The organism is Providencia sp. PROV175 (assembly GCF_032707045.1).
In the GTDB taxonomy this organism is placed as follows: domain Bacteria; phylum Pseudomonadota; class Gammaproteobacteria; order Enterobacterales; family Enterobacteriaceae; genus Providencia; species Providencia hangzhouensis.
Window position 1 is genome coordinate 1,334,185 of record NZ_CP120533.1, and the last position, 13,254, is coordinate 1,347,438.

General features: G+C 37.3%; 10 protein-coding genes. 3 read left to right on the plus strand and 7 right to left on the minus strand.

Annotation, left to right across the window (positions count from 1 at the left end; genetic code table 11):
* Window positions 1-7: 7 nt before the first annotated feature.
* Entirely contained in the window at window positions 8-1,138 is a 1,131-nt protein-coding gene (locus P3L44_RS05715) for a M20 family metallopeptidase (protein WP_272662081.1), read from the minus strand.
* A 1,227-nt stretch (window positions 1,139-2,365) separates the two neighbouring features.
* On the opposite strand from P3L44_RS05715, the gene P3L44_RS05720 reads away from it, so the two are divergent.
* The 3 genes from P3L44_RS05720 (at window position 2,366) to P3L44_RS05730 (ending at window position 6,321) form a co-directional block, all read left to right on the plus strand.
* The gene (locus P3L44_RS05720) at window positions 2,366-3,511 is read left to right on the plus strand and encodes a trans-sulfuration enzyme family protein (protein ID WP_272662082.1); all 1,146 of its coding nucleotides are present in this window, start codon (window positions 2,366-2,368) and stop codon (window positions 3,509-3,511) included.
* Window positions 3,512-3,551: 40 nt separating this feature from the next.
* On the plus strand, window positions 3,552-4,976 hold the full coding sequence (locus P3L44_RS05725; RefSeq protein ID WP_140171116.1) for a Na+/H+ antiporter NhaC family protein: 1,425 nt from the start codon (window positions 3,552-3,554) through the stop codon (window positions 4,974-4,976).
* 202 nt (window positions 4,977-5,178) lie between these two features.
* Window positions 5,179-6,321 carry a trans-sulfuration enzyme family protein gene (locus P3L44_RS05730; protein WP_140171115.1) on the plus strand — a complete coding sequence of 381 codons (1,143 nt, stop codon included), beginning with the start codon at window positions 5,179-5,181 and terminating at the stop codon, window positions 6,319-6,321.
* 144 nt (window positions 6,322-6,465) lie between these two features.
* Here P3L44_RS05730 and dmsD read toward each other — a convergent pair whose 3' ends face one another.
* From dmsD to P3L44_RS05760, 6 genes are all read right to left on the minus strand, one after another.
* Window positions 6,466-7,083: a Tat proofreading chaperone DmsD gene (dmsD, locus tag P3L44_RS05735; RefSeq protein ID WP_165879228.1), complete on the minus strand. Its 618-nt coding sequence runs from the start codon at window positions 7,081-7,083 to the stop codon at window positions 6,466-6,468.
* A gap of 123 nt (window positions 7,084-7,206) precedes the next feature.
* Complete coding sequence (locus P3L44_RS05740; RefSeq protein WP_272662083.1) at window positions 7,207-8,064, minus strand: DmsC/YnfH family molybdoenzyme membrane anchor subunit; 858 nt, start codon at window positions 8,062-8,064, stop codon at window positions 7,207-7,209.
* A 1-nt stretch (window position 8,065) separates the two neighbouring features.
* Entirely contained in the window at window positions 8,066-8,683 is a 618-nt protein-coding gene (locus P3L44_RS05745; RefSeq protein WP_096863216.1) for a DMSO/selenate family reductase complex B subunit, read from the minus strand.
* A 10-nt stretch (window positions 8,684-8,693) separates the two neighbouring features.
* Complete coding sequence (gene ynfF, locus P3L44_RS05750) at window positions 8,694-11,120, minus strand: selenate/tellurate reductase subunit YnfF (RefSeq protein ID WP_231135931.1); 2,427 nt, start codon at window positions 11,118-11,120, stop codon at window positions 8,694-8,696.
* Window positions 11,121-11,595: 475 nt separating this feature from the next.
* Entirely contained in the window at window positions 11,596-12,339 is a 744-nt protein-coding gene (locus P3L44_RS05755) for an energy transducer TonB (protein WP_272524922.1), read from the minus strand.
* Between the two features lie 403 nt (window positions 12,340-12,742).
* Window positions 12,743-13,213 (minus strand): multidrug/biocide efflux PACE transporter, encoded by a 471-nt coding sequence (locus tag P3L44_RS05760; RefSeq protein ID WP_004262274.1) that lies wholly within the window; start codon window positions 13,211-13,213, stop codon window positions 12,743-12,745.
* Window positions 13,214-13,254: the final 41 nt, after the last annotated feature.

Here is a 13,254-nt window from a genome sequence, read left to right on the forward strand (position 1 = left end):
TTATTATTTATTGTGTAATGCGTTGTAATATATTGAAAAATAACTGTGCACGTTCTGTGAGTGACGGTATTTCTAAGTATTCTTTATCACTGTGCTGGTATCCACCAATCGGGCCTAACCCATCTACAGTGGCCGTTCCGACACCTGCAGTAAAAGAGGCATCAGAGCCACCACCCGTCGAAACATCAAGTAAATCAATGTTTAGTTGCGCAGCTTCTTCTTTAATGATGTTGATAAGAACGGTGCTTTCATCCGTTTTAGCCATAGGTGGGCGATTAATTCCGCCTGTTAAGGTGAGTTTGATGCCGTCTAATACTGGTGTACTACATACTTCCCTGACTTTTTTATCGATCTCAATACCCTGTTCTTCAGACGAAATACGGACATCGATTTCTGCTCTGGCATTCGGAGCTACAGTATTCACAGAGGTTCCACCAGAAATTAGGCCAACGTTAACGGATAGGCCTTTATCATGAGCAGAGAGTGCGTGTAACATTTGGATTTTATATGATAATTCCTGAATTGCACTAATGCCTGCTTCGGGGGCAATACCTGAATGAGAGGCTTTTCCTTCAATATTTAATACATAAGTTCCAACACCGCGGCGAGCGCTCACTATAGCGCCATTGGCACGAGCAGGCTCCATCACAAGTGCGTAGCGCTTTCCTAGTGCACATTGTTCGATGACACCGCGAGATGAAATAGAACCAATTTCTTCATCACAATTGAGGAGAATCTCAATATTTTTGTAGCGAATATCTTGATTATCATAAAGTTGCTTCATGACTTGATATACCATGACATGGCTGCCTTTCATATCAATCACGCCAGGGCCATAAGCTCGATCACCTTCAATGCTAAAAGGACGTTCAGCAACGGTGCCTTTAGGAAAAACGGTATCTAAATGCAATAAAATTAATATATCAGCCTTTATTGAAGGGTGATAAATTCGATAATTATTGCCGAGTGATTCATTTTCAATGATTTCGACTTCGAACCCCATTTCGCGATATTTTTCACACCAGACAGCAGCGTGGTTATCTACACCTTCTTTGTCATAAGAGCCTGATTCGATATTGACTACTTTTTCAAGTAGCTTAAGCATACTGTCTTCATGCGCTAAAAAGTTATTATTCATGGTTGTTTCCTTATATTGTATTTACTACAAAATTAAGTTGTTTTTATTGTGGTAAATTTAATTTTAGGTGATATCAAAACAGGGTGTATATTAAGTTAAGTTTATCTGATTCAGATTTTCACTAAATTAAACGCTGCTTTCATTAAAGGTAAAAAAACAAAAGAAAAAGGCAGTGTTAAAATTTGCTAATAATAATTGCGATTTTTTTTGATTCTCACTGTTTGTATTATGGGAAATAAATACCATAAATTTTTATGCTCTAGTGAGTCGTACCACAGTAAAGGATATAAGAAGTACCAATACTTGATAGTTGAATCATAGGTATTTTTTGACTGTATCATAATAAATAATTTGTATACAAGATGATTATTCACTAAAAATACAAACCCATTTAGAGAGTAATTTTATAGGGATATATAATATGGAATACATTGCTGATATTGTTCGAGCAAGTTTGAGTTTCTAATGAAAAATTCTGTATTAGGCTAAATTGAGATTTTTTAAGAGAGTGTGATTAGAATAATTTATAAAATATATAGTGGTTATACGTTTTTCTAATAATTTAAATAACGATAGCAATTTATTTTTCATAGTTTGTAATATTTAACTGTGTTTTTTTTGAACAAAAAAATCAGAGTGATTAAATTAAAAACAACTTAGTCAAATTTAGTCTCTGTGCTTTTCTTATAAATAGCCTTTGAGCATATTATTGCTTGATAGTCACTCTTTGGCGTATTAATTGTATTTTTATTCATCGACTTTTTCTGTCTTCTAAGCGATATAGTTCATTGCAAGAAATAATGTGAAAGAGAATAAGTTTCTCTTATATGGCTGTTATGCAGTATGAAAAGAAGCCAATTAGGCGTAAATACTAAGGTGTATGTTAAATTAACGACAAAATACCTACCAAATAATTACATTACGTGATGAAAAATTTAACTTGCATAGAACATTTATTGTTTTATTTTAGTGGTTTATGTGGTTTTTACTGGGTAATTGATTGTGAAGAATAAACAAAATAATGATATTGTGACGGCTAGCTCATTTATCAAAACTTAACCAACAGCATGAATTTAAAGGCTATTTATTCTTGAATAGAAAAATTTTCTCTTAATTTGAAAAAAGGCACCAATTTTTAGAAAAAATTTTCTATTTCCCTGTGGCATATTTCTTTTAGCAACAAATATAAAGATATCATTTTTACTTTACTATATTGGGTTTTAGATAATGACTAAGAATATTGCTACAATTTTAATTCATGGTGGAAAGCAGCAAGATACTGTTAATCATGCTATTTTTCCTGCTATTACAACAGCCAGTACTTTCGTTCAACAAAGCTTAACAGAGCATGGTGAATATTGTTATTCACGTTGCAGCAACCCAACACGTTATGCATATGAAACCTTATTAGCTGAAATTGAATGTGGAAGCTATGCAACAGCGACTGCATCCGGTGTGGCTGCTTCAAGTTTAGTTTTAAATTTATTACCAAAAGATTCACATATTATTGCAATGAAGGGTGTTTATGGAGGCACTTTTCGGTTATTTGAACGAGTTTCAACCATTAACAGCGGTCACCAAATAGACTATGTTGATTTGAATAATCTTGATGAAGTTAAAACAAAAATAAAAGATAACACACGCTTAATTTGGATTGAAAGCCCAACTAATCCATTATTAGAATTAGTTGATATTAATGCTATTTGTTCACTTGCCAAAGAGCATAATATTTTAACTTGTGTTGATAATACATTTGCAACACCTTGGAACCAAAAACCATTAGAATTAGGTGCCGATTTAGTGATGTTATCGGCAAGTAAATATATTGGCGGCCATTCCGATTTAATTGGTGGTGCGGTGATCACCCAAAGAGAAGACTTAGCCAGCCGCCTTGATTTTCTAAAAACCACCCTCGGAGCAATTGCTTCTCCTTTTGACGCCTACCTTGCTTTACGTGGATTAAAAACATTAGCATTACGTATGGCAGCACAATGCAGTAATGCCGCACAAGTTGCGAAATATTTATCAACACACCCGAAAGTTGAGCAGGTTTATTACCCTGGATTACCTTCGCATCCTCAATATGAATTATGCAAAAAACAAATGCGTACAGGAGGAGCGGTTGTGACGATTAAATTAGCAGGGGATATTGAAGACACCAAAGCCTTTTTATCTAAAGTTAAATATTTTGTTTTAGCGGAATCATTGGGGGGTGTTGAAAGTATGGTGAATCATTCGGCAACCATGTCACATGGGTCGATGACAAAAGAAGAAAGAGAAAGTATCCAAGTATTTGACACCACATTACGTTTATCCGTAGGTATTGAAGATATCACAGACTTATTAAATGATTTAGAAAACGCACTATCTTAATTTATTAAAATCAAAATAAAATATAATAAGAGAGCATCTAATGAATGATTATGGGATTTGGACCATTGTCACGCCAATGGTGACGATACTTTTAGCCATTTTTACACGACAAGTTATATTATCATTATTACTGGGGATATTAGTTGGTTTTACCGTTATATATGATCACAATATATTATTAGGTATAAACGGAACGCTCGATGGCATTATTAATACGTTTGCATCACCGGGAAACACAAAAACAATTCTATTTATGGTAATGATTGGCGGTATTATGCGGCTCGTCGTTGTTACTGGTGGTGTGCGTTCATTGGTTAAATTATTAACAAATAAAACAAAGTTAATTAAAAATAAAAAAGCTGTTCAATTAATGGCGATGATTATTACATCATTAATTTTTATTGAAAGCTCTATTAACCAATTAATTGCTGGAGCATCAACAAAAACATTAGCGAAGAAATACGGAGTTTCGCCAGAAAAAATGTCCTACATTGTGCAGACTTCCTGTGTATCAGTGTGTTCATCAGCCATGATTAACGGCTGGGGAGCGGCAATGATGGGGGTTATTGGCGTACAAATATCTAAAGGTTTAATTACTGGAGAGCCTTTTGAAATTTTAGCTGGCTCTATGGTATTTAATATCATGGCGTGGTTTTCCCTCGCTTCAGTTCTGTTTTATATTTTCTCCAATGTTTCTTGGGGGCCAATGAAAAAGGCGGATTTACGCGCAGAGCAGCAGGCTTTAACTTTATTATCCGCGGAAGAAGCTGAGCAGGATGATGAAGATATTATTGAGCACCCTAATTGCCATACTTCTCTTAATTTCTTTATCCCAATTTTATCAACGGTATTAATGGTACCTGTTGCGCTTTATATCACCGGTAATGGCGATTTTAGTAAAGGTAGCGGTTCAACATCGGTATATTGGGGAGTCATGTTTGGAACTTTAGTCTCTTTTGTGTGGTTCTTAGCACGTCGTGTACTTAATATTGAGACTTTCTTTAAAGAATTATATATCGGCTATGCCAGCATGGTAAAAATTAGCTCGGTGATGATCCTCGCTTTTTTAATGGGAACCGTTTCTTCAGATTTAAATACCGGTGCCTATATAGCAGAAATCACCTCGGGTGTTATTTCGCCAGCTTTCTCAATAGGCTTTATCTTCTTAATTAGTGCGGTGATGTCATTAGCAACAGGAACATCGTGGGGAACATTTGCCATTATGATCCCAATTGGTGTGCAATTAGGACTTTCAGTCGGAATGCCTGTTGAATATATGATTGGTGCAGCCATTGCAGGTTCAATTTACGGAGACATGACATCACCAATTTCCAGTGATGCAATTGTGGCTTCTATGGCAACAGATTGTGACCATATTGAGCATATTCGTACCCAAATGCCTTATGCAACAGTCACGGCCGCGTTTGCGCTGATGGTTTATCTGTATTTAGGTTTCACATATTAATAAAGTGAATAAAGATTAGGCAAAATTAGCTGCAATAAATAAAATAGATTTATTTCAAGGAGTAGCACCACTAGCAAAACTAAATAATCATTCAGAATATTTAGGTCGTGATATTTACACTGATGGTGCTCTTGTTATTTTTGCTTATTCTGAAATCAATATAGCAACAATTAAAATAGACTTCTGATAATGCGATTTTATTATGAAAATTAATACCAAGGTTATTCATGGATATCCCATGACAGATAAATATACCGGAAGTTCTTCTATCCCGTTATATCAATCATCCACATTTTCACAAGCCAATATTGAGGAAAGTTACGACCATATTTATTCTCGTTTTTCCAATCCAACGAGAGATGCATTAAGTGAGGCTATTTGCGCGATTGAAAATGCAAAATTTGCTGAAGTTTTTTCCTCAGGAATGGCAGCAATAAGTGCCGTATTGCTTAATTTTAGTCAGGGCGACCATATTGTTGCCTGCAAAAATATATATGGTGGCTCTTTCCAATTAATGACTGAATTTTTGCCACGCTACGGTATTTCAGTCACATTTGTTGATGCGACTAATCCAATGAATTATCAGCAAGCAATAATGGAAAACACCAAAGCGTTTTATATTGAAACGCCATCTAATCCAACGTTACAAGTGACGGATTTAAAATCTGTTATTGGGATTGCGCAGCAGCATAATATTATTACTATCTGTGACAATACCTTTATGACGCCGTTGTTATCAGATGTTATTTCTCTTGGAATTGATTTTTCTATTAATAGCGCAACTAAATTTATTAATGGCCATAGTGATGTGATCTTGGGGACGGTAGCAACGAATAACCCTGAATATGCGAGGTGGTTACATAAGTCTGCAGTTGCTATTGGCAGTATTGCTGCACCATTTGACAGCTGGCTGACAATGCGAGGTTTAAAATCAATGGCAATGCGGGTTGAACGAGCCAGTGAAAATGCGCAAAAGCTTGCAGAATATCTGAATGAGCATCCAAAAGTACAACACGTTTTTTATCCTGGGTTAGCTTCGCACCCAAATCATATCATTCATATGCAGCAATCTAAAAATGGCGGAATGGTGGTTTCCTTTGATTTGGGTAGCTATGACAATGTAAAACGATTTTTAGACGCGGTTCGTATTCCACTCGTTGCAGTCAGTTTAGGGGGAATTGAATCAATTATTTCCTACCCTAAAATGATGTCCCATGCTTGTATCCCTGAAGAAGAGAGATTACTGCAAGGCGTAACGGATGGGTTATTGCGTTTCTCACTGGGCTGTGAAGATATTGATGATTTACTTGCTGACGTCGGTTCTGCTTTATCGCAAATACAGTAATTAGGCGATTATCAACGTATTTTAATTCCTCAGTGGCACTAATCACATCCCAAGAAAGTACCAATAATATATTCAAGCCCTCTAAATAATGAGATTATTTAGAGGGCTTTTACTTCACGAAACGGTTATTTGAACGATATAAAACTAAAGACAAAGCTCTTTATTCGCTGGATTTAATTTAGCGGCTTGTTGGATATGTCTTAAAGTTTCAGTGGCCAATAGTGCGGAGGCTTCATAAAATGCATTCCCGCTTTGCAATTGCATTTTCTCTAAATAGCGATAGACCCAAGGTAGAAAATGTAATTCTAGCAATTCGCGTAGTAGTTCTGGTTTATTTTCAATCACCCAGGCGGTGAGAAGAAATAATAACCCTACATGATCTTCTGGCTCTTTTTGGTTTAATTCAATATTGATTTGGTTATTACGGAGCCATGCTCTTAACTCAAGTGTCGAAATACCAAAAATAACATTTTCTTTATCAAGATAAACAGAACCCCAAGGTGGTGCTGGTAATGCATAAGGGCCTATAAATAAGCGCTGATAGGCTTCTTGTAATGTTTCTGATTCAGAAAGACTATCTTGAAAGAGTTTATCAATACGTTGGCAATCATAATCCTGAGTAAATGGCCATTCAGCTAACCATTCGCTCGTCGTAAATAAATCAATTAACTTATTTACGCGTGCATCAGAAGGGTCATAATAAAATAATGCCCCTAAAGTTTGCGCGCAAAGCGAAAAATCTGCCAATAATTTTTGTTCCATATTTGTCCACATTGCTATGTTGATGATGACTCTTTGGTGTGATCGTAGCGAAACATGAGATTGTTGTCGATGATAAGAAAGTCATTAACCTTCTTATCATCGTAAAAAACAATGAATTAGTCGTTAGCCTGCAACAGCCATACCCACCGTCATATGCAGCCCGTAGAAAATGCCTCTACCAATCAATTCACCAAAAATCACCAATAATACGGCGACTAGTAGCCCAATAATTGAAGGGTTTTTCATTTTAACATGCGGGTAAATCCAGAAAGCTAGCCCCAATGTTAAGCAAACAGTACGCCATCCCATCAGTGAGGCATAATCTGGAACAAGCTCTGATGCTTTTTGTACTGAACTTTGGATAGAGCCTAATTCAAATCCTTGTGCCGTTACCAAAATACTGCTCGCAATAACCGCAACAATACTGATTAATGTAAAAAAGCGAATGTTATTGATATCATAACTTGCTATACGCAATAAAAATGCGGCAAGAACAGGCCCCGCAATAAAGCTGGTTAGGATAAATTGCAAACTACCATAGTGATTAAACCAAGTTGGGACGGTATCAATTTGGTAAACGCGAGATATGGCATAAATAAATATTGCCGCACAAATGATAGTGACGATTAACCAAATATTGCCGACAGACTTGGGCATCTTCTTTAATAATGACAATAACCAATATATCCCACCTAAGGCAAAGAATATTGAGCCACTGACTATTTCGTTACTGAGCGCTGAATGCCCAACACGTATCATCGAATTAAAGGCACGCATCGGTGAGCCCATATGTAGCATGGAGAGTAAAAAGCCAACTCCCATTAACACCCATAAACCAAACATGCTCATCACTATTTTATGATGCTGTTCTTGCATGGGTTTCATTAACAATACCAGAGCCATGAGAATAAATGCGCCAGCAACACTTTGACCTATAACGGTGAAGAAGATTAACGGATATTCATGTAAGCCTGCGCCCATTTTAAACTTCCTCCGGATTAGCTAAATAACCTGTGGTGTCGCCCACAGGACGGCAATTTGCATTGAGATTTAATACAATATTGGGTTTGGTATAATGTGCTGCTGGTAGCGGTGCTATTTCATTGATTGTTCCGTATTTCTCACGTAACTCTTCAATGGGCCCAAAATCTAATGCACGTAGCGGGCAAGACTCAACACAAATGGGTTTTTTGCCTTCAGCCACACGTTCATAGCAGCCATCACATTTAGTCATATGCCCTTTGACTGCATCAAACTGCGGTGCACTATAAGGACATGCCATATGGCAATAACGGCAACCAATACAGACACTTTCGTCAACAACGACAAAGCCATCTTCACGTTTATGCATTGCGCCACTTGGGCAAACTTTAACGCAAGCAGGGTCTTCACAATGGTTGCATGAAATAGAGAGGTAATAAGAAAATACATTTTGATGCCATGCGCCATCTTGCTCTGTCCAGTCGCCGCCTGCATATTCATAAATACGACGAAAATGAACATCAGCGGATAAGTTTTTAAAATCTTTACAGGCGAGTTCACACGTTTTGCAGCCCGTACAACGTTGTGTATCAATATAAAAACCATATTGTTGTGACATACCGGGCTCCTTATAGTTTTGCAATTTCAACTAAGTTAGTATGCTGAGGGTTTCCCTTAGCAAGCGGTGAAGGGCGTTGAGTTGTGAGGACATTAATACACCCGCCTTGGTCTACTTTTTTGCCAAACATATCGGCATCTAACCAAGCCCCTTGGCCCATAGCCGTCACCCCAGGCATGATCCGCGGAGTCACTTTAGCTGGAATATGAACTTCACCTCGGTCATTGAAAACTTTGACCATATCACCCTGATTAATACCACGCGCTTTGGCATCTATTGGGTTAATCCATATTTCTTGGCGGCAGGCTTGTTTTAAGATATCAATGTTGCCATAACTTGAGTGTGTTCTGGCTTTATAATGAAACCCTGTCATTTGTAATGGGTATTTTTTATTAAGGCTATCGGTATGGCTTTCAAAGCCTTCTGTGTAAATTGGTAACGGATCAATCACATCATCTGGTGCTAATTGCCATGTTTTCGCTATCTCAGCTAGGCTTTCAGAGTAAATTTCTATTTTTCCTGAAGGCGTTTTCAGTGGATTAGCTTGAGGGTTATCTCGGAAGGCTTTAAATCCAATGACATGCTCATCTGGGCATTTGTGCTTGAAAATACCCACGGTTTTCATTTCTTCATAAGTTGGCATATCAGGGTAGCGTTCGCGACTTTTTTCACATAAATATTTAACCCATTCGTGCTGGCTGCGGCCTTCGGTGAATTTCTGTTCGACATCAGGGCCTAAGCGTTTAGCAATTTCCGACAAAATTTCATAGATGGGTTTACGCTCAAATTTAGCGCTAGTCGCTGGTTGGCCTAAGATCATGTAAGACATGTTTCCTGCGGACTCGCTAGGAATAAGGTCTTCTTGCTCGGTAGGCATTAAATCAGGTAATAAAATATCGCAATATTTTGCTGATGCCGTCATGAAATGGTCGATACCAACAATCATTTCGCATTTGCTGTCATCTTGCAAAATTTCATGGGTACGGGCGATATCACTGTGCTGATTTATCAATGTGTTACTGGCATAGCACCATAAGAACTTAATGGGAACATCTAATTTATCTTTCCCTTTGATGCCATCGTGAATGGCGGTCATTTCTGTGCCGCGTTCAATCGCATCAGTCCATGTGAAAACGGAAATTTGTGTTTTGACTGGGTTATCGAGCATTGGGAACCATTCAACACCTGAATCATAGGTGCCTTCACGACAGCCTGAATTTCCGCCACTGATACCAACATTACCTGTGATAATGGCTAACATGGCAATTGCTCGAACGGTTTGTTCACCATTTGAATGACGTTGAGGGCCCCAACCTTGAACAATATAAGCGGGTTTCGCTTGGCCTATTTCACGAGCTAACTTAATGATTTTATCTGCTGGAATACCTGTAATTTTAGCGGCCCACTGTGGTGTTTTAGCCACACCATCAGCACCTTGGCCTAAAATATAGGCCTTATAGTGACCGTTTTGAGGAGCAGAAGCCGGTAAGGTTTTTTCGTCATAGCCAATACAGTATTTATCCACAAACTCTTGGTCTACCATATCCTCAGTGATAATCACATAAGCTAATGCAGCTGCAAGTGCGCCATCAGTACCAGGGCGAATAGGTAACCATTCATCTTCTCTACCAGAAGCTGTGTCATTATAACGAGGGTCAATAACTATCATGCGCGCATTCGAACGCTCACGTGCTTGTTCGACATAATAAGTCACACCTCCACCACTCATACGAGTTTCGGCTGGGTTATTACCAAACATCACAACTAGTTTTGTATTTGCGATATCGTCGGGGCTATTGGCTTCTTGAGAACCATACAGATAATTCATACCCGCACGAATTTGCGCAGTACTATAACTGCCATAGCGGCTCAGGAAACCACCACATGAATTCATTAAACGATAGGGAACATTCGAATTGGTGATATTACCGCCATCAACGCCAGTGCCATAGAGAACATGCACCGCTTCATTGCCGTAATTTTGCAAAATATCGCGCAAACTATTACCAACGGTATCTAGGGCCTCTTCCCATGAAATTCGGACAAATTTGCCTTCACCACGTTTACCCACACGTTTCATTGGGTACTTTAATCTATCTGGGTGGTTCATTCTTCTACGGATTGAGCGGCCACGCAGGCAAGCTCTTACTTGATGATTGCCATATTCATCTTCTCCCGTGGTATCAGATTCAACCCAATATACTTCATCGTCACGAACATGGAGACGTAATAGGCAACGGCTACCACAGTTAACGGTACATGAGCTCCAAACGGCTTTTTCTTCAGCGGATGTTGAGTTTTGAGTGTTATCGATTGCTTTTGCATTGAAAGGAAGTGATAAACCGCCTACTGCAGCAAATAAACCGCCTGCAGCGCCAGATTTCACGACATTGCGCCTTGAGATAGGGCTATTTAATAATTTATTTTTTGTATTCATTGATATTAGCCTTTATGACCATATTAAATATAGTGTTATTCAGGGCTATCTTACTCTGACATATTTAGTTTTTTTTGCGCCATATCAACGAAGTTATATTTGCAAAACTGGTAACTTTTCTATAATAAATAAATTATATTGATAATTAATATCATCTTAATATCATGAATAAAAAGGATTTTTTATTTTCCTTGCTGGAGATTGAAATTTTAGAAATGTTAATATTTGGTTTTGTAGAGAAAATATTTCTCTAGGTGAGGAGTTTTCGAAAAATAGGGAGAATATTTCTAGCAGTATAGTTGGAAAATAATAATAAATTTCTCTAGAGTCATTAATTGTTCTAAAAAATTAATAAAGATTATCATTATTTTTCGGAATAAAAAGCAAATACGGAATAACTATCTATTAGATGAATATCTAATACCTAATTAAGACGTAGCTTCTTAGTGGGAATAATATTTATTTTCAACAGAGGTTAATTAAATTCAATATTAAGTGTTATAGATTGAGCAAAACCTGCAGGTGGTTTACCTACAGAGCGGCTTTTTTGTACTGCAAGCAAAGCAGCTTGATCTAATAAATCATTTCCTGAGCTACTTGCTAAGCGAATTAAGCTAATTTCCCCGTTTTGGCTTAATTGAAATTGTATTGTTGCAATACCACGGTTTTTCATTTTTTTAGCGCGGCGAGGGTATTGTTTATTTCTCTCAACTTCTTGGCGTAGTTTTTCACGGTAAGCATTAATTAATTGGCTATTAGTATCACTAGTCGCATGTTGGTTTTTGGGGCCTTTTATTCCTGCGGATTGAGACGATACAAGGGCTCCAGCCTTTTGTTGTTGTGCGATTGGCAAATCATTTTTAATTTCTGTATTAGCTGGTTTGTGCGCGTTTTCAGTTCTTTTAGTGAGTTCTTTGGGCTTCACAGGTTCTTTTGGGGTTTTGATCACCTTTTTTTGCTTTTTAGGCGCAACAATGACGGCGTGTTCAACTATTGGGCTGGAAGCAATTTTTACCTCACTAGGTGTGTCTATAGGAAGGGGGAGCTCTTCAGGTTCTGCAACGTTGACAGCTTGAGTCAATGCGATCGATATAATAGGCGCATCCTGTTGTGCTTGGTTTTTTAAGGATAATGATTGAGCCGTAACATAGGTTAAGTACCCAATAACAAGAACATGAAGTGTTATGGATAGCATAAAAGTGATTAATTTTCGACTCATCATAAAACCTCAATATTCTTTCTCGTTGAACCTAAAGAGGGGAGACCAATTCAGGTATTAAGTAGTTATGTTTGAGTTATGACTCATAAGGTAAAATAACGATTCGAATTATATGTTAATAATTATCAATTGCAAATGATAGTTATTATCAACTTTGGTGGGTGCATATTATAATTTGTTAATATTTTGATTTTTAATGAAATATTATTTATAACTAAAAAGGCTTGGTGAGTAGCCAAGCCTTAATGAGGTTAATTGTGTGATAAATTAGTTAAATATCATTCTCTATTTTATTTTTTGCAAAAAAAAGAGGATTATTTCGGCGTGTTTATAGGGGTTTTAATATACAAAGAACACCGTGAAGATAAGCAACACGGTGTTCGAATATTTATTAAGAGTAAAATTAAGAGCGTTTAGCTACCGCTTCAGAGATACTTACAGCGTTCTCTCTATTTGCAAACCAACGGACACGTAAAAGGTCATATCCAAGATTAAACGCATAAGTATAAAATAAGAAAAAGACAAAAAAGCCGATTTCAAGTAAGAATGCATCTAAGAATGACATTTGAAGTAAAAACGCCAGCATTGGGACACCCATGATCACAAAGCTTAATTCAAAACCAACAGCATGAAAAACACGCACTTTGGCTGGGCGAGACCCCTTGGATAAAGGCCAATAACGGTCAAAAGCCATGTTATAAAATAAGTTTAATAGCATTGCCAGCGTCGATAAGACAATAGCTACTGTTCCCATTTGGAAAATTGAGCGTCCTAAAAGCCACGCACTGACCGGTGCAGTTATCGCAATTGCGATGACCTCAAATGAAACTGCATGAAAAATTCGCTCAGTTAATGTTTTTGTATACTTGCTCATAACTACCTCAAAGATATAGAAAATTAATTTTTAGGTAAAAA